This window comes from Erwinia sp. QL-Z3 (assembly GCF_004551645.1).
Classification (GTDB): Bacteria; Pseudomonadota; Gammaproteobacteria; order Enterobacterales; family Enterobacteriaceae; genus Erwinia; species Erwinia billingiae.
The window spans coordinates 2,096,687-2,120,652 of sequence record NZ_CP037950.1 but is presented as its reverse complement, the minus strand read 5'-3'; the positions used below and the strand labels follow the sequence as shown (position 1 = coordinate 2,120,652).

At 56.0% G+C, this 23,966-nt stretch carries 20 protein-coding genes; all 20 read right to left on the bottom strand.

What is annotated here, in order from left to right:
- The 20 genes from E2F51_RS10370 to E2F51_RS10275 all read right to left on the bottom strand — a co-directional run bounded on the left by E2F51_RS10370 (nt 1) and on the right by E2F51_RS10275 (nt 23,778).
- Complete coding sequence (locus E2F51_RS10370; protein ID WP_167738394.1) at nt 1-4,539, bottom strand: RHS repeat-associated core domain-containing protein; 4,539 nt, start codon at nt 4,537-4,539, stop codon at nt 1-3.
- Between the two features lie 3 nt (nt 4,540-4,542).
- A complete protein-coding gene (locus E2F51_RS10365; RefSeq protein ID WP_053140468.1) occupies nt 4,543-4,977 on the bottom strand; it encodes a DcrB-related protein in 435 nt (144 codons plus the stop codon).
- Nucleotides 4,974-6,899: a type VI secretion system Vgr family protein gene (locus tag E2F51_RS10360; protein WP_013200633.1), complete on the bottom strand. Its 1,926-nt coding sequence runs from the start codon at nt 6,897-6,899 to the stop codon at nt 4,974-4,976. The genes E2F51_RS10365 and E2F51_RS10360 overlap by 4 nt, the downstream gene beginning before the upstream one ends.
- A gap of 59 nt (nt 6,900-6,958) precedes the next feature.
- Nucleotides 6,959-8,428 (bottom strand): serine/threonine-protein kinase, encoded by a 1,470-nt coding sequence (locus E2F51_RS10355; RefSeq protein WP_134823404.1) that lies wholly within the window; start codon nt 8,426-8,428, stop codon nt 6,959-6,961.
- A 29-nt stretch (nt 8,429-8,457) separates the two neighbouring features.
- Nucleotides 8,458-11,070, bottom strand: coding sequence for a type VI secretion system ATPase TssH (gene tssH, locus E2F51_RS10350; RefSeq protein WP_134823403.1), 2,613 nt, complete (start codon nt 11,068-11,070; stop codon nt 8,458-8,460).
- Between the two features lie 56 nt (nt 11,071-11,126).
- Nucleotides 11,127-12,191 carry a type VI secretion system baseplate subunit TssG gene (gene tssG / locus E2F51_RS10345; protein WP_134823402.1) on the bottom strand — a complete coding sequence of 355 codons (1,065 nt, stop codon included), beginning with the start codon at nt 12,189-12,191 and terminating at the stop codon, nt 11,127-11,129.
- Entirely contained in the window at nt 12,188-14,065 is a 1,878-nt protein-coding gene (gene tssF, locus E2F51_RS10340) for a type VI secretion system baseplate subunit TssF (RefSeq protein ID WP_134823401.1), read from the bottom strand. The genes tssG and tssF overlap by 4 nt, the downstream gene beginning before the upstream one ends.
- A 2-nt stretch (nt 14,066-14,067) precedes the next feature.
- A complete protein-coding gene (tssE, locus tag E2F51_RS10335; RefSeq protein WP_053140497.1) occupies nt 14,068-14,649 on the bottom strand; it encodes a type VI secretion system baseplate subunit TssE in 582 nt (193 codons plus the stop codon).
- The gene (locus tag E2F51_RS10330) at nt 14,646-15,464 is read right to left on the bottom strand and encodes a type VI secretion system accessory protein TagJ (RefSeq protein ID WP_134823400.1); all 819 of its coding nucleotides are present in this window, start codon (nt 15,462-15,464) and stop codon (nt 14,646-14,648) included. The genes tssE and E2F51_RS10330 overlap by 4 nt, the downstream gene beginning before the upstream one ends.
- A gap of 25 nt (nt 15,465-15,489) precedes the next feature.
- Nucleotides 15,490-16,482, bottom strand: coding sequence for a hypothetical protein (locus tag E2F51_RS10325; protein ID WP_134823399.1), 993 nt, complete (start codon nt 16,480-16,482; stop codon nt 15,490-15,492).
- An 18-nt stretch (nt 16,483-16,500) separates the two neighbouring features.
- Entirely contained in the window at nt 16,501-17,295 is a 795-nt protein-coding gene (locus E2F51_RS10320) for a PP2C family serine/threonine-protein phosphatase (RefSeq protein WP_134824854.1), read from the bottom strand.
- A complete protein-coding gene (tagH, locus tag E2F51_RS10315; protein WP_134823398.1) occupies nt 17,295-19,421 on the bottom strand; it encodes a type VI secretion system-associated FHA domain protein TagH in 2,127 nt (708 codons plus the stop codon). The genes E2F51_RS10320 and tagH overlap by 1 nt, the downstream gene beginning before the upstream one ends.
- Nucleotides 19,422-19,469: 48 nt before the next feature.
- The gene (locus tag E2F51_RS10310) at nt 19,470-19,748 is read right to left on the bottom strand and encodes a hypothetical protein (RefSeq protein WP_134823397.1); all 279 of its coding nucleotides are present in this window, start codon (nt 19,746-19,748) and stop codon (nt 19,470-19,472) included.
- A gap of 86 nt (nt 19,749-19,834) precedes the next feature.
- Nucleotides 19,835-20,200: a hypothetical protein gene (locus E2F51_RS10305; RefSeq protein WP_013200623.1), complete on the bottom strand. Its 366-nt coding sequence runs from the start codon at nt 20,198-20,200 to the stop codon at nt 19,835-19,837.
- Between the two features lie 89 nt (nt 20,201-20,289).
- The gene (locus tag E2F51_RS10300) at nt 20,290-20,691 is read right to left on the bottom strand and encodes a lysozyme inhibitor LprI family protein (RefSeq protein WP_013200622.1); all 402 of its coding nucleotides are present in this window, start codon (nt 20,689-20,691) and stop codon (nt 20,290-20,292) included.
- Between the two features lie 133 nt (nt 20,692-20,824).
- Complete coding sequence (locus tag E2F51_RS10295; protein ID WP_134823396.1) at nt 20,825-21,238, bottom strand: hypothetical protein; 414 nt, start codon at nt 21,236-21,238, stop codon at nt 20,825-20,827.
- Between the two features lie 84 nt (nt 21,239-21,322).
- Nucleotides 21,323-21,724: a lysozyme inhibitor LprI family protein gene (locus tag E2F51_RS10290; protein WP_134824853.1), complete on the bottom strand. Its 402-nt coding sequence runs from the start codon at nt 21,722-21,724 to the stop codon at nt 21,323-21,325.
- 63 nt (nt 21,725-21,787) lie between these two features.
- A complete protein-coding gene (locus E2F51_RS10285) occupies nt 21,788-22,588 on the bottom strand; it encodes a lysozyme inhibitor LprI family protein (protein ID WP_134823395.1) in 801 nt (266 codons plus the stop codon).
- A gap of 147 nt (nt 22,589-22,735) precedes the next feature.
- On the bottom strand, nt 22,736-23,281 hold the full coding sequence (locus E2F51_RS10280) for a hypothetical protein (RefSeq protein ID WP_134823394.1): 546 nt from the start codon (nt 23,279-23,281) through the stop codon (nt 22,736-22,738).
- Nucleotides 23,282-23,370: 89 nt separating this feature from the next.
- Complete coding sequence (locus E2F51_RS10275; RefSeq protein ID WP_134823393.1) at nt 23,371-23,778, bottom strand: putative T6SS immunity periplasmic lipoprotein; 408 nt, start codon at nt 23,776-23,778, stop codon at nt 23,371-23,373.
- Nucleotides 23,779-23,966 lie beyond the last annotated feature (188 nt).

Here is a 23,966-nt window from a genome sequence, read left to right as displayed (position 1 = left end):
TTATCTACAACCATTCCCACCACCCCATTTTTTACGGCCACCAGAGCCATCAGGATGATATATTTTATGATATGTTTTGTGATCGTTGTAATCGACTAAACTTAAAATGCCATGTTTATTTTCATGGTGCCATGTCATTCCTTTAGGTGCTGTTGGTTTAAAGTTACCTCTTGAATTCGGTTGTACATGCTCAACCACACGCGGATATTTAGTCTGCATTTCTCTCTTAAAGGCTGGATCATGCTGCATCCGCTCATAAACAGACTGGTTTCCGCGTCTAAAATGCTCAGCATCTGACAACCCGTATTCAGAAGTATTTAAAGTATGCTCATGGAATACATGATATTTCCCTAACCCCCTATCTCCTTCGCCTGCATATAACCCCAGCGGATCAATCCACGTCAGCGGATTCGGCGCATAAGCATAGGTGTTTAATCCCCCCGCCAACCCTATCGGGTCAGGCTGGGTAAACCTACCGCCCACTGGGTCATAATAGCGGAATAAATTGTAATGCAGCCCGGTTTCCCTGTCCAGGTACTGCCCCTGGAAGCGCAGATTTTGCGGCACTGACTGGAAGCCGCTGCTGCTTTCCTGCCCGGTCATTCCCCAGGTGGAGAACCGGCCGCGCCATACCACGTCACCCTCTTCGTTGGTCATCCGCTCGGGCAGACCATTCAGTTCGGTGTGGTACCAGAAAATATCCGCCTGCCCGCCAATGCTGTCGACCCGTGCCAGCGGCTCCCAGCTTCCTTCGCTGTAGAGATACTGTGTGTTGCGATCCGGCGTTAAGCTGCTGCTTTCGCCCACCATCCGCATGCCGCTCCACAGGAAGGAAATCGTCTCTTCCGGCTTGTGGTGGCGATGCAGGATTTTATGCGTGCGGCGGCCCAGCGCGTCGTAGCGGTATTCCGCGCGGCTGAACTCTTTATGCCCGCTAAAGCGGACTTCCGCTATCCGCTGCTCATCGTCATAGCGGTAATGCTGCTCTACGGCATCTGGCCCGGTTTTTCGCCAGGTCATCCGCCCAAAACCATCGTATGCCCAGCGCGCGCCTTTCAGCCTCTGCAACAGATTGTGCCAGACCACCTGACCCGGCTTATCCGTCTGGTTGCCAGCCGCGTCCCAACTGAAGTGTTCCGTGTTATGGGGCTGGACGGCGCCGGTAATCTGCCCCGTCGCATCGTAGCCAAAACGTTGCTGATACTGTGCCCACTCGTTCTGACCCGTGGCGCTGTCCAGAACCCGTTGCTGCAAGACCTGATCCAGACGATCCCAGTTATAACGACGCTCAAAAACAGCGCCCGAACGATCTTCAAAGCCACTGCGCCGCATCACAATACGGCCCACCGGATCGTAACGGGTTTGCTGATTCAGTGGCCCCTGAGTCCGTCCCACTTCCCGATGCAACTTATCACGCTGATAGCCGGCAATCTCAACCTGTTTACCGCCCAGCTTCAGGTTCATCTGCAGCAGATGCCCGGTCCCGTAGCGCAAGCAGTTTAGTTCGCGGCCGTCCGGCAGCGTGCTGCCGATAAGATTACCCAGCACATCGTACTGATGGGCGATCGCCCCAGCGCTGCTTTCCTCGCGGGTGAGGTTGCCGACCGCATCGCTGGTCAGCGTAATCACCTCAGCGTCAGTGACCTCAAAGCCGCCTGTCCGGGCGCGCTGCCAGCTTTCGAGGGACATCTTTTTGATATCCACCCGATCGGGGCCGTAGTGATATTCGGTACGGTTCTGCCGGGTGAGCTTGGCCGTCAGACGGTTCACCACATCGTATTCAAACCAGGTCGAGTGCGGTGAAAGCTGTTCATCTGCCGCATTCAGCGGTGACTGGGTGACCTCGGTAACCTGACCCAGATCGTCATAGCGATAGCTTTTACGTCTGCCTGCATAGTCGATCTGCGCAAGCAGACGTTGGCCGTTATCATATTCAAACTGCCAGCGATCGTTGTTGGGGTTGATCAGCGCGGTCAGGTGGCCAAAACGATTGTACTGATAGCGGGTCTGGTGCCCGGCCTGATTGATTTCCGTGACGATCTGCCCACGAACATTGCGCTTAACGCGACGTTCGGAAAAGCCGTCAATATTTTCACCGGTGAGCATCCCGGCGGCATCATATTCATACTCGGTATCGCGACCATCTGGACGGGTCAGACATTGCAGTCGCCCGGCGTCGCTCCACTGATAGCGGGTGGTATTTCCTTCGGCATCGCAACTGGCGATCAGCCTGCCCGCCCCATCATACTGGTTATGGCTTTGATGGCCGGAACAGTCCTCATCACGTTGGATCTGACCGCGATCGTTCCACCAGAAGCGATGCGTGTTCTCCAGCGCATCGGTGCGGGTGACCAGGTCACCCTGCGCATTCCACGTGAAGCGGGTTATCCCGCCCAGCGGATCGATCACCGCCACCACATCGCCGGCAACGTTGTACTGGTATTCCCAGACCGCACCGTCAGGCAGGACCTCTTTCAGTGGGAAAGCGTAAGAAGGATGCCAGGTGGTGATGGTGGTTCGATCCGCCGGATCGCGCACCATCGTCAGGTTGGCACGCTCGTCATAGCCGTATTCCCATACCCTTCCACCCGGCGCCTCGGTTGCCATCAGCAATTCGCCTGCCCAGCGCCAGCGCCAGTGCGCCCCGTAGCTGTCGGTGTATTCCGTAATACGGCAAAGTTCATCCCAGCGATGCAGGGTGGTTCCGCCGGAAAAACAGGTCACTGACGCGCTGCGATCCTGTTCATCCGCATCGATCACCCAGTGTTCGAGTGTGGCCCTGTTTTCATCCAGCACCTGATACTCATAAACCCGCCAGTAACGCGGATCGATCGACGGCTTCCACTGATATGCCACCGTCAGTCCGGTGGCATAACTGTGCGATGCCATCAGATCGCTGGCACGATCCCAGCTGAAGCGTCGGGTAACCACGCCATCAGCATCCTGCACCGTCGTCAGCTGTCCTTCAGGATTGTAGCTGTAGCGCACCAGCGGCCGATGTTCTTCCCCCACCACCTGATGCAGCGCAATCAACCGCCCCTGCACCGGCTCATAACTCAGCCGGACATCAAGGGCCTGATTATCTCCGGCAATGGCCACCAGCTGCCCGGCGTCATTCCACTGGAAGTGCTGACAGTTTTCATGACGATCGTAAATGCGCCCAATGCGCCATTCACCTTCGCGGGTGGGATCGGGCTCATAGAGGTGAAACTCTCCCTGTGCGGTTTGCATAATGATCACCCCCTGAAGGGTGCAATAGAGCGTGAAGCCCTCTTCATCAAAATGAATCACATCGCCAGGGCTGATTTCGCCTAATCCCAGCTCCTGTCCGGAGATATCCCGCCACATAAACGGGTACGAACCATCCTCATGACGGAAACGAATCAGACGGGTTTCGAACGGCAGCATCCAGCCGGTCCCCAGCATTCCACGGCTGAGATTTCGGCTGTTATAGATACGTTGCCAGTAAAGCGGAAGGCGATCTTCAAGCACAAAATCCAGGTCTTCTTCGCCAGCAAGGATCTTCGCACCCGTGGCGTAATTCACCGGATGCGAACCCTGTACTGCGGCGATGGCAACCGCGCCCGCCACCTGTCCACCGGCCTGAGAGGCGATAATGCAGGTGATCTGGCGCAATGCACGTCGGGCGGCAATGCGGGTAAAGAGTTGCTTCAGCAACTGGGCCCCTTCTTTACCGATGCCGCCGCCCACAATTCCGCCAAGGAAATACGCGAGGAAGTTTTTCCCACTGCGAATATCGCGGACCACAACACTGTCGCCACCAATACGCACCCGGGGGTTTTCACTGACCTGAATTTTGGCTTCACAGGTACTGCGGTCGCCATTACGTGCAGCCGGGTGCCCATTAATCAGCACTTTTTTCGACCCTTCAGCGATAAAATTCACGCTTTCGGCGAGATGTCCTTTGGTGCAGGCCACCGTATCTTTGCTGGCTGGCGTGGCATACGGGCTGGCACTGGCGACCGTCGGTTGCACCAGGTCATCCCACAGGCTGCCAAACCAGTGCTTTACCGAATCCCCGCTGGTGCTGCTGACTTTATCCCACAAGGCACTGGCGGTTGCGCCAGGATGGCTGACCGCAGAGGCGATACCGGCCGCCACGGCCATAGCGATATCCAGTGCGCCGGGCTGTTCTTCACTTCCCGCCTGGGGCGAATTAAGCCATTCATGATTAACCGTGCCGGCGGCGCGCGCGGCGGGTTTACCCATTATTCTGACATTGTCTGAACCACTGGTGATGAACGCATCCGGTGGGCCGCGCATGCCCAGCATCTCCAACAGGCCATCAACCGCCTCTCCGGCCTTATTCCCCAGCTTTTCCGGATAACCGGACGCCATGGCGGCCACGGTTAAGCCCACCCCGACGGCGAGCCCCACGCCGGTGCTGGAGATCAGCGCGGCACCAAACAGAATTCCGCCGTAAATCGCCCCTTCAACCACGCCACTGACAAAATCGGCAATGACAGAGCTGTGAACCAGCGGATCGCCCAGCCGGGCAGCAATCAGTTCGTCAGACATCGATCAGGCCTCCTTGCCCGTGGCAGGCACAAAGCCCAGCTTGATGTTTTGCCAGACCGCCAGAGAGGCCTCATCGAAACTGGCTGCACGGCTGAAGGTGACCGCCATCAGGTGGGTTTCCAACATCACCACCAGCAGCTTTTGCATCACCACCACGCCATGATTTTCAAAATGCATACTCACTTCACGTGCAGGGATGCCGCCAAACGTCGTGTCTTCTACGGCGTCTGCAGCAAACTTTTTCATGTCGCGTTTAACTTTCGCTAACTGCTGCTGCAGATAGGCTTCTTCCTCACCCGCCTTCACTTCCCAGGCCCGGGTGACCACCAGCGAAGCCCCGATCTTTGGCAGTTTTAGCAAGGTGATGCTTTGTTCCTGCACGGCTTCCGGAAGCGGAAGCGTTCCTTCGGTGAGGTGATAACTGACTGGCTGACTCATTTGCTGCTCCCTTTATTCTGAAATGCTTCCATAACGTCATTTTTGATTTCATCCGGGGTTGGCGAGGGCTGAGCCGCCGTACCAGGCACATTAATATTGAGGTCGAGCGTCCCGCCGGTATTGATTTCAGCCTGCCCGCTGGCATTGATTTGGAACTGTTTGCACTGCAAGGATATGGTGCCGTTCGGCATAAGCGTCAGCATACTGTCCCCCGATACCAGGCTGATACCTTCCCCGGAGGCCAGCACCATTCCTCCCTGCACCTTCAGCACGTAATCACTGCCGACCAGCTCACTGCGAGTCCACTGTGTTTTCTGATCGTAAGTCCCGGACACGGTGCTGCTGAGGGCTTTTTCCACGCTGATGGTCTGATTGCCACCGACGGTTTGCGTTTCATCCGCCTTCACATGGGTATCCATGTTCTTCTGTGCCTGGATCCACACCTGCTCTTCCCCGGCCTTATCTTCAAAGCGCAGGGCGTTGGCGTTGTCCGGCGAACCGTCCTTCGAGCGGCTGAGGAAGCCCATCTGGGTGGCCGCTGCCGGCAGTGCCCACGGCGGCATGCTCGCTTCGTTGTAAACCCGGCCGGTGACGATCGGCCGGTCCGGATCGCCGTTGATAAAGTCGATCACCACCTCGTCGTTGACGCGCGGGATCTGCACGCCACCGAAGCCCTGACCCGCCCAGGCGCTGGAGACGCGCACCCAGCAGGAGCTGGTGTCGTCGCCTTTTGCCAGCCGGTCCCAGTGAAACTTCACCTTGATGCGGCCGTATTTGTCGGTCCAGATCGATTCGCCTTTCGGCCCCACCACCTTCGCCGTCTGCGGGCCGTGGGTGCGCGGCCATTCTGCCGTCGGCTGCGGCCGGAAGGTGACGTCGGACGGGATCACCACGATATCCACCTTGTGGATGGTGCTGCCGCTGTTGCTGCTGGCGTAGCTGTTCTCTTCGAAATCGTAAACGGCCTTAATCGTCAGGTATTCGCCGTTATCGCTGAAGAACGGCGCGTTCAGCAGGGTGAAGGTGTTGCCCGGCGCCAGCCCCAGCGCGGTGCCGGAGGCGGTGACCTGCTGATGCTGGGCCTGCCACACTTCCTGGCGGATTCTGGCGTAAAACTCGCCGTGGTCGTGGTCGATAAAATGCCCCGGCCAGTCGTAGACGTCGATTTGACCCGGCGACGGTGAGGCCGGATTCTGCCGCGCCTGGAACATCCACGCGTTGGGCTTGCGGAAGTCGTAGTCATCGATGCTGTACAGCCCCGGCGTCACCTGGTCTTCCAGGCTCCACAGGCTGATGCCCTCTTCGCTGGTCGAGCCGCCGGACGGGGTGACGTGGTACGGAATGGTTTCGTAGCCGCTGAACGGCTGATGCTGCTGCGCGCTGTCCATCAGCACCATGGTGTGTTTATCCGCCTCATGGCGGAAGTAGTAGTAAATCCCCTCCAGCTCCATCAGGCGGCTGATGAAGTTAAAGCTGCTTTCCTGATACTGCACGCAGTATTCCCACACGCGGTAATTGCCGGTGAGCTTGTCTTCTACCGTCACGTTGTATTCGGAAAGCAGCGTTTTGATGATTTGCGTTACCGTCTGGCTCTGGAAGATGCGCAGGTTTCTGTCGCGCTTCAGGGGCCACAGGTCCGGCTCCATCACCAGGCTGTAAACCGCATAGCGCGTGCCGCTCAGCTCGGTGCTGCTGACCGACACTTTGGTGATTTTCCCGTTCAGGTAACGGGTTGCCATCAGGTTCTGGGTGGGGATGGACACAGTGATGGGCTGCCCCAGCAGGGCCTTACGCTCAATGCGGGCGTCGGTGCTCAGGAGCTGGACGGTGATTTCAAACGCGCTGGAAAGCGCCTCCGTGCCGTTCAGTTTCCAGAACAGCAGGCCGTCCATCGGCAGTTGAACTGTAATGCGATCAAGCATGATGATTTCCCTGAAAGACTGCGCCCGGCCGGCAGTTGCGCCGGGCTGAAGAGAGGTGATTAACTTTGCGGATTCAGCAGCCACACGCCTTCACGATCGACGGTGATGCTCTGGTCGCGGGTCTGGCCGTTATTGCTGATGCTGAAGCGGTAGTCGCCCGGCGGCAGTTGCAGCATGGCAAAGCCGTTTGGCGATGGCACTAACGCCTGCGGATTGCCGTTCATGGCGACCTGGTCACCCGGCAGCAGCTTGATGTAGACCTGCGCAACCGGGGCTGGCGGTGGCGGCGCAACGGCTGGGGTCGCCTGTTCGGCACCGGTCTGGGTTTCCGAAGCGGCCGGAGTCGCCGACGGATTTGCGCGGGCGGTTTCCGTTGGCTGCGATGCCGATGCTGGTGCGGTTGTCGATGCTGGCGCAGTTGCCGCGCTTTCTGGCTGGCTGTTGCTGCCGCCTCCGGCAATCAATGCCCCCACGCCGATGCCCACCAGCACGCCCGCGGCAATCAATCCCGGAACCATAAAGCGTTTCAGTTGAGAAACGGGCGTCGCCGCCACCTCTTCTTCTGGCTCCACCGCCACCAGCATGGTGCCCGGCCCGCTGACTTTCACTTCGTGGATCTCGTTGATGTCGGTCGGGGTGAACTCCATCAGCGCGGCAAACTCATCGACGGTTTGTGGGCGATCTTCTGGCTGCAAGGCCAGCGCCCGATCGATGGCATTCAGCAGCGCCAGCGAGTAGCCAAACGGCTGACGCTGCATCAGCGGCTGGTAGTTATCTTCAATGCTGCGCACCACGCTGACCGGCGGCGGCGATCCCACAATCAGCGTGTGCAGCACCGCGCCCAACGCATAGATATCGGTCCAGGTGCCCTGCTCGCTCTCGTTATCGTCGCTGTATTGCTCGATAGGGGCGAAGCCCGGCTTGAGCATGGTTTCGGTCTCATCGGACAGGTTGCCGATGGCCTTACGCGCCGAGCCAAAGTCCAGCAGCACCGGCACGCCGTTCTCCTGGATCTGGATATTATCCAGCGAGATATCGCGGTGCAGATACCCTTCGTGATGGATGGTGTTGATCGCGCCAAACAGAGGCGGCAGCGCGGTGCGGATCCAGGCTTCGCTAATCATCTCCGGACGTTGCTGATGCAGCTGAGAAAGCGTGGTGCCGGTATAGAACGCGGTGCCCATATAGGCGGTATCGTTCTGTACCCAGAAACGCAGCACGTGCAGCAGGTTCGGGTGATTGAAGCGGGCCAGCAGGCGCGCCTCCTGAATAAAGCTGTTCAGCCCGGCGTGGAAGGTTTTGCTGAAGCGTTCGCTACGCAGCACCAGCGTCAGGTCATCATTACGCACGGCCAGCGAGGCCGGCATAAACTCCTTGATGGCAATCGTCCGCTCCAGCTGATGGTCCCAGGCGCGGTAGACAATGCCAAAGCCGCCACCGCCAATCACTTCCTTGATTTCAAACTCGTTAAAGCGGTAGCCCACCGGTAAGGCATTCGGGACTGCGCGCGGATTATCGTGTTCTGACATATTGGACAACTCTCTGATAGTGACAGGCCTTAAGCCTCAAACTGACACTGGAATTCGCCCTGCTGTAAGGTCACACGCAGGCGGCGATACTGTTCATCCCGTGCGCTGGCGGTGAGCAACATCTGGCTCATCTGCGGCAACAGGGTATTGGTTAGGATGGCGTCAACCATGCGACCACCGGATTCCACCTCGGTGCAGCGCTGCACAATCTGGGCAATCACGCTGTCGTCCACCTCGGAAACAATGCCGTGGTTCTGCTCCAGGCGACGCTGGATGCGCTTCAGCTGCAGGCGAACAATGCTGGCCAGCATTTCGTCGCTGAGCGGGTAATACGGCACCACCAGCAGACGGCCCAACAGCGCGGGCGGGAAGACCTCCAGCAGCGGAGGACGTAGCGCAGCGGCCAGTGCATCGGGATCCGGCATCAGTTCAGGATCGGCGCACATCGCGCTAATCAGCTGGGTGCCGACGTTGGAGGTCAAAATGATAATGGTGTTGCGGAAATCGATATGACGTCCTTCACCGTCTTCCATCCAGCCTTTGTCGAACACCTGGAAGAAGATTTCATGCACGTCCGGGTGCGCTTTTTCGATCTCGTCGAGCAGCACCACGCTGTAAGGCCGACGGCGGACGGCTTCGGTTAACACGCCGCCTTCGCCATAGCCGACATAGCCCGGCGGTGCCCCTTTCAGGGTCGAGACGGTATGCGCTTCCTGGAATTCACTCATATTGATGGTGATGATGTTCTGCTCGCCGCCGTACAGCGTCTCGGCCAGGGCCAGTGCGGTTTCGGTTTTACCGACGCCCGACGGGCCGCAGAGCATAAACACCCCGACCGGCTTGTTGGGATCGTCGAGTCTGGCGCGCGATGTCCGCACCCGCTTAGCAATCAGATCCAGGCCGTGACGCTGACCAATCACCCGCTCGTTCAGCGTGTCTGCCAGCTTCAGCACCGCATCAATCTCGTTTTTTACCATGCGGCCCAGCGGGATACCGGTCCAGTCGGAGACCACCGCCGCAACCACGTTGGCATCCACGGCGGCAAACAGCAGCGGCGAGTCGCCCTGCAGATCCTTTAACTGCTGCTGACTTTCTTTCAGCGTGGCATGCAGTTCAGCCACATCTTCCGCACTGTCCTGATGCAGTTGGGCACGCAGGGCGATGATGCCATCGACCAGTTCGCGCTCGGCCTGCCAGCGGGCGGTTAACGCTTCAGCCTGCGCGGCGAGTTCGGCCAGCTGTTCGCTTAGCGCATCAACGCGCGCGCTGTCGCCAATGCCGACTTTCAGCTCGCGTCCGGCAATCTCTTTTTCGATTTCCAGCGCGTGGCTGCGGTGCAGGCAGTCTTCCAGCTGCGGCGGCTGAGCGCTCTGGCTGACGGCGACGCGGGCGCAGGCGGTATCCAGCAGCGCCACGGCTTTATCCGGCAACTGACGCGCAGGAATATAGCGGTGCGACAGTTTCACCGCCGCGGCCACCGCTTCGTCCAGCAGCAGGACGCGGTGATGCTTTTCCAGCGGGCTGACGGTGCTGCGCAACATCAGCAGCGCCTTCTCTTCATCCGGCTCCTGCACCTGCACGGTCTGGAAACGGCGGGTCAGCGCCGGATCTTTCTCGATGTATTTTTTGTATTCGGCCCAGGTGGTGGCGCCAATGGTGCGAAGCTGACCGCGCGCCAGCGCCGGTTTCAGCAGGTTAGCCGCATCACCGGTTCCCTGCTGACCGCCCGCGCCAACCAGCGTGTGGATCTCGTCGATAAACAGCACGATCGGCGTTGGACTCGACTGCACCTCGTTGATCAAGGCCTGCAGACGCGCTTCAAACTCGCCCTTCATGCCGGCACCGGCTTGCAACATGCCGATATCCAGCAGCCACAGCTGCACGTCCTGCAACGGTTGCGGTACGTCGCCTGCGGCAATGCGCAGCGCCAGTCCTTCCACCACGGCGGTTTTACCGACCCCGGCTTCCCCGGTCAGTAGCGGGTTGTTCTGGCGACGACGCATCAGGATGTCGACCATCTGGCGGATCTCTTCATCACGCCCGGCCACCGGGTCAATCTTGCCTTCGCGCGCCCGTGCGGTCAGGTCCTGGGCATATTGCGCCAGCGTGCCCTGCTGCTGAGGAACCGCACCGGCATCAACCGGCGCGACGCTCACCTGCTGTTCCTCTTTGCTGTTGGCAAAAACGGTGTCGAACTGTTCCAGCAGCGCGTCCACGCTGATGCGACCAAACTGCGGCGAGATGCCCTTCAGCAAATTGGCAAGGTTGAAGGTTTTCAGCATGCCGATCAGCAGATGGCCGCCACGAATTTTCTGCACGCCGAATTTCAGGGAACCGTAAACCCAGGCGCGCTCGACGGCGCTGTCGATATGTTCCGACAGATCGGCGACGGCGCTGGCCCCGCGCGGCAGGCGATCCAACGCCGCCACGATATCCCGCGTCAGCGCCTCTTCATCCAGCGAGAAATGGCGGATCGCCTGTTGCAGATCGCCCTCCTGATGCTGCATCAGCTGATGAAGCCAGTGCACCAGTTCAACATAGGGATTGCCGCGCAGTTTGCAGAACGCGGTCGCACTTTCCAGAGAGGTGAATAACAGCTTGTCCAGTTTGCCGAACAGTACGGCGCGGCTGATTTCTGACATAGTTTTTCTCAGTAGTTGAAGGCGGTGATAAGCGGGATGACGACAGAATGACGTCCTTAAATCCCAGGGGTTTCAGTCGGTTCAGGGCTGAAGGTCAGATCGTTACGCGGCTGCGGATTTTCAGGGCAACCCAGCCAGCCGTTGTAGCCCAGCTGAGCCGGGCCACCGAGGCTGACGCCCTGCACGTCTTCCGCCGCCAGGATCAGCCGCAGGTCCCAGACGTATTCGATGCCCAGATACTGCCGAACCCAGTCGCGCAGCTGCTGTGCCCAGGGTGTGCCGGGCAAAAACCGGTTGTAATTTGCCAGGCTCAGCGGCCCCAGTTCGATGCGAAATTTATGCTGCACATCGCGCACTGCGACGCCGAGAAAGGCGGACTGCCCCAGTGTCGGCATCCGCCGTCCGGCACCCAGCTGCGCGCGCTCGCGGCGATCGATCGGCTGCCAGTGCGGCACGTTTTCCACCAGCGTGACCGGCACCTTGAAATAGTGGCTGAGGATTTTTTGCAATCCTTCGGCATCGCGCCCGTTGCGGGTTAAGTGCCCGGCCACCGTATAGCGCGCGTGTTCGCTGAGGCTGCCTTTTTCCAGCTGGCCGGGCTGGCCCATGCCAATCAGGCTGGCCAGATAGCGTTCAAAGTGATGGGCGTCCTCGCGGTCCAGCGACACCGTCGGCTGCGCATCGGCCCAGGCACGATAAAACAGCAGCGTCAGGCGATGATGGAACAGATCCGCAAAGGCGCTCAGGCTGTGATCCTGGTGATGATAAATGCGCTCGCGCGCATATTCGGTCAGGTGAACCGGCAGCGGGCCGTTGGGGCCGAACAGGCCGAAGCTGAGGATCGAGACATCGTGCAGCGGGCTGTTCTCACGCGCGCTGGCGCTGGCGAGCGTCGAGGGTGCGAAGGCCAGCGAAGGCGTCTGACCAATACGCAGCGGCTCGTGGCGCGGCAGCGGCGCCCGTCCCAGCGGATAGCGTTCTCCGCCCTGCGCATCCAGCCGCCGCAGCAGCTGGAACAGATCGTAGCGCCAGGGTGCCAGCGTCACGCCTTGCCAGAAATGTTCCGGCAGCCGCTGGATTTTGCGGAATCGTAACGTCGATGGTGCCGTCGCATCACTCATATCAGCGCCCTTTTGCCCATCCTCGGCGACCAGTAACCCACTTCACCGCGCTGCTGACTGATCAGCGTCACTTCGGTAAAGCTGTTCATCGCCACCAGCCGCGAAAAGACCCGCTCCAGCACGCTGCCCAGTAACCACGGGCTTGAACCGGAGAACGCCTGTTCATCCCCGCTCAGTTCGATGCCCACGCCCCGCGCGAAGACGATCGGACCGGGTTCCGGCACCCGGCGATACACCGGCTTTAACTGACAGTGGCGGATGCCTTCGATCTGCCTCGCCACCGGCGCTTCCGCCAGATTGGCATACAGCCCCAGCAGCTGACGCAGCGCGGCAGCGCCCTGTCCTTCATCACTGTCCATCAGGCTGAGGTAGTTCATTTGCAGATGGCTGATCAAGCGCCAGGTCGTCAGCCCTTCGGCCAGCGCCGGACGCGGTGGCGTTGGCCCTTTCTTCAGCGTTAACTGACCGACCGGAATCGAGTCCGGCATCAGGAAGTTGCCCTGATCCTGTTGCAGCAGCATCAGCGGCAGATCGCGGCTGGTGCACAGCACGTCGGCGGTCAGATGGCGCAGATCATCGCTCCACGGGGAATGACGTTCATCCACCAGCGACAGGAAAACTTCCGAGCCGACATAGCCGGTCCGCGTACCGTAACGCTGCGCGCGCTCAGACAGCGTGCGCTGTTCGCGGCGCAGCGAGAAATAGGCGCCGTAATCCCCGTGGTCCTGACTAAAGGTGCTCCAGAACGGGCGGAAAACCTGTTCGTCCCGGCGCTTATCGCCGGTGGCATACAGCTTCTGAACCGAGTAAATCTCATAATCCAGCGGGCGAATATTGTCGACCACCAGATGATATTCATGCACGCTGTCGCTGATTTTTTGCCGCTCGGCCGTCTTCGGGAACAGGTTGATCACCGGCGTGCAGTGCAGCGACAGATGGCTTTTATCAATCACCCTTTCCAGCGCCGCGTCGGCTTTATCCAGCAGCAGCACGATCTCAAACGCCTTCACCTCCGGGCCGCACTTGCCGAGAATGCCGCGCAGCTGGCTGATGTTGATGAACTGGAAACGGGCCGGAAAAGCAAAGTACTCCTGCAACAGCCGGTAGCCGTCGAAGTTGCGCAGATCGTCCGGCAGCAAGGCCTGGTCTGGCGAAAATCCTTCCTGGGTCAGCGCCTCATCGTTCATCACCACCCGCTGCGGCTGTGCTTCCACCGTCTGGCAGAAGCTGCCCACCGTGTGTTGCATAATCAATTCAAGCAGCTTTTGCGCCTGAATATCCGGGCCGCTGAGGAAGAACATCAGATCGTCAAAGGTCAGGGTGTTGAGGGTTACGTCGTTGAAACAGGTCAGGCGGATGCGTAGCGCGCTGGCGGCTCCGCGCTGGCTGAGGCCCATCGGCCCCAGCGGGATATCCGCCGGCACGCCGCCCAGCTCGACGCTGGTGATGGTCAGCGGTTGCAGCATCACATCGTGGGCGGTGCTGTAGCTGCAGGTGACGCCGCTTTTCTTCAGCGTCTGGCTGTCCATCATCGTGCCGCGCGGGACGCGAAAGCCGCCGCTGATGTCGCCTTTCTGGCTGTCCGGATGCAGCTCCGCAATCGCCATCGACGGCGTAGGGGCCAGGTAGTTTGGCGCAATCATCTCCAGCATCCGCTGGGAGAAACGCGGGAACTCGGCATCCATTTTTAACTGCACGCGGGAGGTCAGAAAGGCAAAGCCTTCCATCAGCCGCTCGACATACGGATCGGCGACGTCAATCCCGCGCATCCCCAGCCGTCCGGCGACTTTTGGGTAGCGTTCGGCAAACTCCGCCCCCATTTCGCGCAGGTACGCCAGTTCACGGTTGTAATAATCGAGCAGTTTGCTGTCCATGATTACCCTACGTCTTTAAACTCAAAATGGCCGTTTTCCAGGTCGACATCGGTGCGGAACAGGAATTCCAGCGGATAGGGCACGCACCACAGCCGCCCCTTGATTTCAATCGACAACACGTTGTGCAGGTCCAGCGAGGTGGTGTCTGAAATGCAGCGCACCTGCAAACCCACCGGCAATATGCGCGGCTCAAAATGCAGGATCGAGTTGGTGAGCTTGCGCTGCACGTCCTGCCATTCGATGTCGGACATGCGCTGCCCGGAAAGCGGCGCGACGCCATAGTTCAGCACCGAGCGCTTCACCTCGGCGAAGGGCTCCAGATCCTGCTGCCCTTCGTTATTGATGCTGTTAAACAGCCACTGCAAATCCCGCAGCACATGCCGCCGCAGCGTGGTGTGGGAAATCACCGTGTTGCTGGCGGACTCTTTCAGCTTGTCCGGTGCGTTATCGGTCAGCCGATCCAGCAGTGAAGGCTGCATTTTGTCGCGGGCGTTTAACGCTTCCTGCTTGTTGCGGTGACGGTAGCCACCGCGCAGCAGATCGCTGCCCTGCTGCGGTTGATTCAGGTCGAAGTCATTGCTCATAGCGCCTCGTCGAAGGTCAGCACGTCCAGGCTCAGCAACGGATAGTCCGCTTCGCCGCTCAGCCAGGTTTTCTGCCCCAGTCCGCTAAAGTGCAGGCCGGCACCATCCAACGGCTGCCATTCGGTGACGCTGGCCAGCAGCAGGTTATCAGCGGCTTCAGCGCCAAACGGATAGCGCACCGGGATCTGACACACCTGCTCGCTGCCGTCGGTCAGCCTGACCGAGGTATGACGCCAGACCAGATCGGTCACGCTGGCCGGTGCCTGAAAACGCAGTTCGCTGATGGCGCTGAACGGCAGCCAGGTGTAGCGCCCGTTGACGATCAGCTCGCAGATTGGGCCAAGGCGGCCATCGCCATCAATCAACCATTCGACCGCCTGCGCTGACTCATCCTTCAACTGCTTCAGGCTGCCGGGATTGATTTCAGCCGCCTCGAACGCCGCCGCACGCAGCTCGTCAGCCAACAGGTTTTTGCCCGCCGCATCGGCCCGCAGCGCGCTTAACAACCCTTCGGCCCAGTTAAAGGCGTCCCCAGGCATCATCGGCGAGGCCTCGCCGGCAAACACCGCCGCGCGCTGCACCTCTCCCGCCACCGCCTGCTCCAGCAACGTCACCGTCGGTTTGGCCTGTGGCTTCAACGCCGCCCAGGATTTCATCTGGGTGATGGCGCGCGTCCAGTTTCCAGCCAGGCACAGCAGCTGCACGAAGGCCGCGCGCAAATCGGCATCCGCCGGGTTGGCTTTAATTTTGCCTTCGACGCGCGCCAGCGTTTCCGCAAGCGAGGCGCCGGACATCAGGGTGCTGAGGGAGTACATAAGCTTTCCTTTGACGTGCAGTGAACTAGTTGAGGGTGCGGAATGAACCGGCTGCCGGGTCTTTAAGCTGCGGATGGAGCGCCTGCACCAGTTTGATGGTCAGCGTGCTTTTATCCGCCAGGTAAGGCGACCAGACTTTACGTACCTCAGCGAGGCGCGCCTTCACATCGCTTTCGTCGCTGGCCTGTGCGGCGGTAATTTCCACCACCACCGTGCCATCCGTTTTCCAGCCGTTAACCGCCGGGTCGAACGGCACCACCATCCAGCTCTGCGGCGACTTCTCATCGCTCAGCACCATCCGCTGATTATTCACGGTGGTGATTTGCAGATCCTGGCTGAGCGCTTTGCTGGTCAGTCCGGCCACCGGGAAGCCTTGCAGGAAGGTCATGCGCACGTTTTTGCTGGCCCCTTTGCCCAGCTGAGCAATCTGGCTTTCGCCGCTCAGCCAGCCATCGCTGCCACAGCTGACGCCGCCTTTGGCAGGCACAAACAGGGCGCTGGTCTGGTTGCCGCTGCGGAAATAGGTGCGGAAGTGGCAACCGTCGAGCAGGCTGAACTGCACCCACGGCGTGGTATCGGCCGGCGGGGAAAGATCGGCCGCCGCTGGCGTGGCTGCCGGTGCGGTCTCGGCTGCCGGCGGCGCTGCTGGAGGCGTCACCGGGGAGTCAGGTTCCACCTTCACCGCCCAGGACTGGGCTTTGGCGGCGGTGCCTTTTGCCAGCGCACTGCCGTTGCTGTCGGTCATCTGCCAGTGAATGGATTCCATCTTGCCGCACTGATGCTGCAAGACCTTGCCGACGCGCGGCAGGAAATCGTTCAGCACGTCCGGATCCTTTTTGCCTTTTGCCACGATGCGCAGCGGAAGCTCACGCGTACACCAGTCGGCCGCGTTTTTGCTTTTAACGTTATCGATCCAGATATCCAGTTTCTGCGAAGGCGAAGAGACCACGAGATAATCCTGCGCCCAGGCGCTGGACGCGATAAACAGGGAGAGCGCGCCTGATAGCCAATATTTCATATAAGTCCTTTAAGGCCGTTAATCACGAAGAGGGAAAAACTGGGCTGCCTGCGACAAGGAGTGCAGCAGCGTGGTGTCTTGTGGATCGCCAACCCAGACCGCCACGGCGCTGTAGTTGTCCTGGCTGGCCTCGGATTGCAGGTCGTTCTTGCGGATCACTTCCTGCATCAGCGTCAGCCACTCGTCCGGGGTGTTCACCATATGCAATGACTGCTGCATATGGTCTGGCGAGAGGGCGTGCCAGAAGCCGTCCGTGCAGAGTAAAAACGCATCGCCATCTTCAATCGGCACCACATCGCTGTAGCTGGCATCCCGCTCTTCATCGCCCATGCCCAGCGCAAAATAGAGCAGATTGCTGTTGATCCCTTCGGTCTGGTGTCCGGCATCTTTCATCTGCTGCACCAGGCTGTGGTCGGTGGTGACGTGATAGAGATAGCCACGGCGAAACAGATACAGGCGGCTGTCACCGGCGTGCGCCCAGTAAGCCAGCTCGAAATCCCGATCGATAAACAGGCTGACCATGGTGGTGCCCATGCGTTTGTAGTCGGTCATGGCTTTCTGCTGCTGGCGGATAGCGCCATTGGCTTCGTTGACGTAGCGGCGGATGCTCTGCGCATCCAGATGCCGATCGCCGTTGAAGCGCTCAAGGATGGTGTTGCGCGCCAGCTCAGCAGCGACATCACCGCCTGGCAATCCCGCGACACCATCGCAGACCACAAAACAGGCCGACCGCTCACCGATGATCTCACCTGTCTGGTCCTGATTGCTTTCGCGGGCGCCCTGATTCGACATAGAGGCAATGGTGATATTCATCATTCTTCCGATCTGATTTGAGAGTCTTTGTACTGGTTCACTTCCATGTCATAGGCATGCAGAAACGCCTCGCCGAACAGGGTATGGAAGTCGTCTTCGATTTCACCGGCGGTTTCGCCATAGCGTTTGGTGAAGTGTTCCCACAGCGCGGCTTTGCGGCTGCTCGGCAAGGAGATCCGTGAGGTGATCCCTTCCTGTTTTGCTTCTTCTTCCAGCTGCTGAGGATTGAAGGATTGCAGCATCGAAGCGATGATTGCGCGGATCCCGGCGATCATCCCCAACTGGTGCGCCTGCAGATCGACCAGCGCATCGCGCACCGACTGTTTCGGCGGCATAAAGCCCGGCATGCGGCTGCCGAACATCTGCATCAGCACCGATTTACCTGACGGCAGCAGCTTGAACGGGTTGTTCGCCTCGTCGAGGATCACCGTCATTTCTGCCTTCACGCCGCGCTTGAGGATCGAACGGGAAGAGAGCAGCGCCACGGTCCCCTGCGAGAACATGCTGAGCATCTGCCCAAGCTCCTGCATGGAATCGCGATCGATGCGCGGCGTCGGTTGCAGATCGTTGAGCCCCATGCCGCCGATTAATGCGTCCAGCAGTTCACCGTCCAGCACCTGGCCACTGGAGGCCGTTGACGACGACTGCTGTGAAGTCGTATTGGAGACAGGATCGATGCGCAGACGGCCTTTTGGCGGCGGCGTGGTATTACGGGCTACCGCCTGCGGCGTGGGCAGCGTGATGCCGCCGTAATCCGGTTGAGCGGCCGTCGGCGGCTGATCAAACAACGGCGAGTCAGGCTGATTTGCAGAAGACTCAGCAAACAGCTGTGAATCGGCCAGATCTGAAGAGGATTCAGCGAACAGCGGCGAATCGCCAGGGCCTGCCGGGGAGCCAGCCGACCGTGATGGCGTTTCGTCGCCATGCTGTGGCGCATCATCAAACAGCGGCGAAGCGTGCTGCGGGTTGGGTTTGTCACCGGCAAACAGGTCGAAGTCGCTATCCAGCGCGTGCGGCGCTGGCGGCACGATGGTGTGCTGCGGAGGCTGCTGCGTCGCCGGACGCGGCTGGCTGCCTGACGCATCCATCGGCGTTAGCGGCACGGCATTGCCCATCATCAGGCCCAGCGGATCGTCGCTGTTGGCCTGAGCCGGTGCGCCACCGCCGCTGCCGCCAAACAGAGCCAGCGGATCCAGCTCATCTTTCCCTTTCCCCGGCTGCTGAGGCTGAGCCGCAGGCTGCTGCATCAGGGTGCTTGGCGTGCTGTCATTGAAGATGCTGTCCTGCTTAAACAGGCCATCGTCATCGGTAAACAGGGAATCCGGCGTTTGATCGCGGCGATCGAAGTTCAGGCTGTCCGGCTTGCTGGCAAACTGCGCCAGCGGATCCACCGGATTGCGATCCGGGGCCGGTGCCTCTGCAAACGGATTCAGGTTGGCCGGCTGTGGCTTGCTGCGATTAGAGAGGCTGTCGGAGATGGAAAACTCCTGCGCCAGGCTGTCCCAGATTTCGCTGGGGATGGCTGCGGGCGAGTTCTCTTTTGCAGCAGACTGCGGTGCTGAAGGCTGCGGCTGTGGAATTACCGTATTCGCTGAGGCGGCCTGCGTGGACACCGGCGGCTGCGCGGCATGTGCAGTTGCAGACGGTGCAGCCGCTGCCTGCGGTGGAGTGTTCGGCGGTACAGGTTGCGAAGCGGCATTGGGAGCCGCCGATGGTGATGATACGTGCTGTGGCGAGGCCTGCGCTGACGCTGGCGCATCGCTTACCACGGCGCGGGAAATCGGCGCGCTCACAATGGGTTGCGCGCTCGCACCCAGCTCGCTCACCTGCAGTGCGTAATCATCAATACGGATGATATCGCCATCCTGCAGTTCCACCTGGCGGCCGCGTTGCAGAGGAATATCATTCAGGTGCACCAGGGTGACGGTGCCTCGGTTGGTAATTTGGCACTCGCCATTCGCGCTGACATGCACAATCGCCTGCAGGCGGGAGATGGAGCGGTTCTCATCCGGCAGCACCAGATTATTTTCAGTTCCCCGGCCAATGGTGCCGCCCGGCGGCATAAAGTCGCAGCTACCCTGTGGCGGCTGCTGACCCGATTTGGTCGCTATTATCGTAAATCGCATAACGGTTTCCTGCGTTGGATTTAGTCGGCATTCAAGCCTCGCGGCTCTTTAAATAAAAGCGGCGAAGTTTGCAGGCTGAATTAGGGGGAGATGGCGATGGCGTTGAAATTTTACGATGCTGCTATCACTCTTGTATTCTTCTTCGATACGTTTCTTTGCAGCAGAGTACTCTTTATTTAAAACCGCCTCGGTGGCATCATTATTTCTTACGCTACAATTTTCCACTTCCCAGCTGATGGTTTTACTGCTGCAATTTTCTTCTGCTCGGGCGATATTACACAGTGCTAGCACAACTACTGTGAGAATAGATAATTGTAATTTACTCATTCACTTCGTTCCCAGCGCTATCCATGACGCCATTTATTCCCAAAACTATAATGAGTGAATGAGCGAGTCTGTAAAGCGCCTCCTGATTATTCTGCGGGTTGTAATAATGACAGATTACCGTTTTTAGGATCGTCCTTATCACTAACCATCTGATGTGTTTTTTTATCAACATAGACGCTAAACAAGCGATGCTGAACCTGAGGATCGCCAGGGCAAGTCCCCCCCTGTTTTTCCATGACATCAACCAGATCCATTCCTTTTTCTGCATCTTTGGTGAACAAATAATCTGTACAGGCGGGATCGCTGACCAGTTTCTCCTTCTCGACAGTACTTTTAACCTGCTTTATCACTGAATTTACAGTCGGTGAAGTTGTTGCACTTGCACAGCCAGTCACCAGCAGCAAAGACGCCGCCAAATATCCTTTCATTTTTGAATTAGCCACCGTATTCATATTGCTCCGTTATCGCCATCCGCCATGTGAATTCATTAAGGGTTCATCCAGGACTTACCATTCATAACTGACTGCATAAATGCGGGGAATCAGCCATAGGGCATTTCTTTAAACTGTGCGATACGCTGTTTGTCTAATTTATTTATGCAAATACTGACCATGCCAAGATGCGCACTGCTATCTTCGTCAGCAAGGCTGGCTTCCATTTTGCACTGCCCTTCACGATACTTTAACCAGTTGCGCTGAGTTTCCAGCAGGGTTTTTAATTGAAATTTTACGATGCTGCTATCACTCTTGTATTCTTCTTCGATACGTTTCTTTGCAGCAGAGTACTCTTTGTTTAAAATCGCCTCGGTGGCATCTTTATTTCTCACGCTACAATTATCCACTTCCCAACTGATGGTTTTACTGCTGCAATTTTCTTCTGCTCGGGCGAATTGAGAAACGGTGAGAGCTGTTACTGAAATTAAAAACAAAGCGAACTTTTTCATTTAATCCCTTAATGGAGATTGTGGAGAAGGCGGAGGCTCAACGAATTTCATTCTGAAGCACCTGAGGAGTTGCTCGACAATTGCTGGAAATAGAATGAAACTCACTATTGAAAAGATTAATGTGTGTAACACATCAGACCATTAAGCAATCACTGGCATAAGTTAGAATAATCAACAACGTAGCAATGACAGCCTGAACTTTAAAAATATTATAATAACTTTTGATCCAGCCATAATTTCCATTTGTTTTACTGATTAGCAAATTAGTCGCACTGGCATCAAAATAACGGTCTTTAGATGATTTGAAAACCTTTCCATTGAGTATCATTTTCAATATAGAAACTCTGAATGAAAACCCAAAAAAACCTAAATTTTTATAAAAAGATTCATCTTCGGAGTCCATATAACCTGCCCTAATCAGGCAAGCATAGAGAAAATTGACAATATCATTATTCTTTCTATAGAACATGTAAAGATATATCAGGGTCGCTGCAAATGCAATTATCAGCAGTAACTCTGCTGCAACCACAAGTTTAATCACATCCATTTAATTACCCTGGAAAATAACAATCGCAAACCCTTAACAGACTTTTCACCAACTGTTATTACAGCAATGCGGTCATTAGCAAGCCTAATCGTAAGGAATCTCTTTCAACTCTGTGGTTCTGGCCGCATCAAGTTTTGCAATGCAACTATCGGTAAATACCAGATAGGGGTTTGAGTTTTTATCCGCTACATGAGCATACAACTTACATTGTCCATCACGATATTTCAGCCAACTTCGTTGAGAGTCGAGGAACACAGTGAGGTAATCCTTTTTAATCTCTGGCTCACTTGCGAAAATGACATCAATTCTTTTTTTAGCCGCAGAGTATTCTGTATTCATGTCCTTCTCGGCTACAGCACGATTATGTTGAGTACAAATGAGCACTTCTGGATCGCTGGTTCTCTTTGAGCAATCCTCTGCGGCATTTGCCATGCCAACCGGAATAAAAAGCGCTATCGAAAAAAGACAGTAGGATCGAAAATTCATATTAAACCCTGTGCGTGTAGAAATTAACATCTTCAGAAAACCGGATTGTTTCAGTGAAAATTTTTAGTTATCGTCATTTAACGTCTCAACACGAGAAATCATGCTCTTATATAAACACTGACTATCATTTCCACATTTATTTCTTTGAGCAATCCAGGCATTTTGCTGTTTTTTGATTGTAGAGATAGTCTGATGGTCGTTAGGGTCGACTTCTGTCGCTTGAGAAACCACGGTGCGGAATGCATCATTAACACTGACATCCCATGCTGCCAGATCGAATGAGTTACAGATCGCCCGTTCAGCAGGTTTGGCTGCCTTGCTGCAGTTAAACGAAGGCGCTGGCTTTATGTCTGTCGGAAGTCTTTTCAATGTCAAATAGACATTCATATTACCTGGCATGATCAGCGTATTTTCATCAGTCATAATCATCCAGGCCTTTATTTTTTCACCGTCTTCAGCGAAGGACCCCGTCTTACATTTTAAAGTCAGTGGCGTAACTGTTTGAGTTCCCCGTAAGGACAGATCAAAATCTTTTGCTATGGGTAGTGAAGGTTCAGTCTTTCGCTCACCAGATGTTAACTCAATCAGTTTATCTAATGAAAGCGCTGCACCAGCGTCTAATTCAGGATGAAGACAGGTTGGGAATTGACTCATTGGGGCTGAGATTTTATCCGCTGTGATGATGACTCTACGCCCTACCAATAAAGGATCATCCGGAGAAACGCTAATATGGCTGGAAATCCAATCATCAATCCCTACATGCTTGACTTGCCATGCCCCCGCTAAAGGGTCAATGGAAGCAGGAGTCGCATAAGCCTGCGCGCTAAACATGACTGTGATTAGTAAAGCTTCAAGGCATTTCATCGTTTATTCTCATTACGATAATAAAATCGACCATCATGGTAAAAAAATAAGATAAATGAATTCTTACTTCAAAGTGCCAATATCTTATTTTAGACATCATCAGCTCTCACAAGCTGACTAAACGAAAATCTGATTTGTGATAACCCCTCAATATAATGTCTTATTGAGATAGTTAGCTTTTAATTCCGAGATAGTTTTAGCACCTGAAGAACCCATTTTATCGGTTAATTCTTTGTCTAATTCGAGATCCCGCGTTGAGTTTGCGACCGAAAAAACCAGTGTTTCATCGACGATTGCATTGGGAGATGAAGCTTCATAGATAACCGCGATTTTAGTGTCAGAATTGTTTGCACCTGAAATAATACCTACAGATTTTGTTTTATTACATTTTTCTGCTTCCCAAGCATCGTAACCGATTGTGGGGATGACGTTAGTAATTACAGGCTTTTCCTTAGACCAACCGACAAAACAAACATTTTCATCCTGCGCATTAAAACCACTCCCAGCGATGAATGTACCCAGAATTTTGCCACCTTTATTCAAAGTAAAGGTCTGCCCATCTACTGGTGTGCCACCTTCAATGGATTTTCTAGATGACTTTTTGAGTAAGTCTTTCTGAAACGCGGCATCACTAGCAGCATGTAGCGATGTTTGCGCCAACACGCCCGTAGGCAGTAGTAACCACATGACCATGATAACTAACCGCATATGTCCTCTCAGGATTATTCTGAATAGCGTTGGGATTTTGGCAAAAAATCAGATTCACTTAGAAAATATAAATTTTATTTTTCATCATATGAAATCTTACCTGACTCATCGATAGTCAATGTGAAATCAGATCGGAGTCTTGTAGAGTTTTCTTTCGAAGTGTTATTAACCCGCATTAGGACAGAATATTCACCAGGCTTCCACTCTATATCTGGCCATTGCGTGCACTCTCCAGGAGAAACAGAGCGTTCGGCAGAATTAACCCCTGAAGGAGAAATCGTTTTCCAATGGCTTCCGTCTAAAAATGAAACCATAATACCATTACTTACTAATCTATCATTCTTCCCTGCTATATCTGCAGGTATAAGAAAACAAGGTTTGTTATTAATAACACTTAATTGCATCACTTCAAATGTTGGTCGTTCAGTTCGACAACCAACTAAAGAAACGATTAAAAATGATATTACTAAAACTCTTTTCATAGAAACACTTTTTGACCGTACTTCATTGCTTTAATTATTAACTCATAAGTACTTTTAGTAATTAAAAACAACACTATGAATATATGCCGAGAGTAGTGCCATAACCAAAAATGCGCTTTGAATTAAATAATTCCGCCTCCATTCCCACATCCATTTTATTTCACTGGGATTAAATAAATGCATAAATT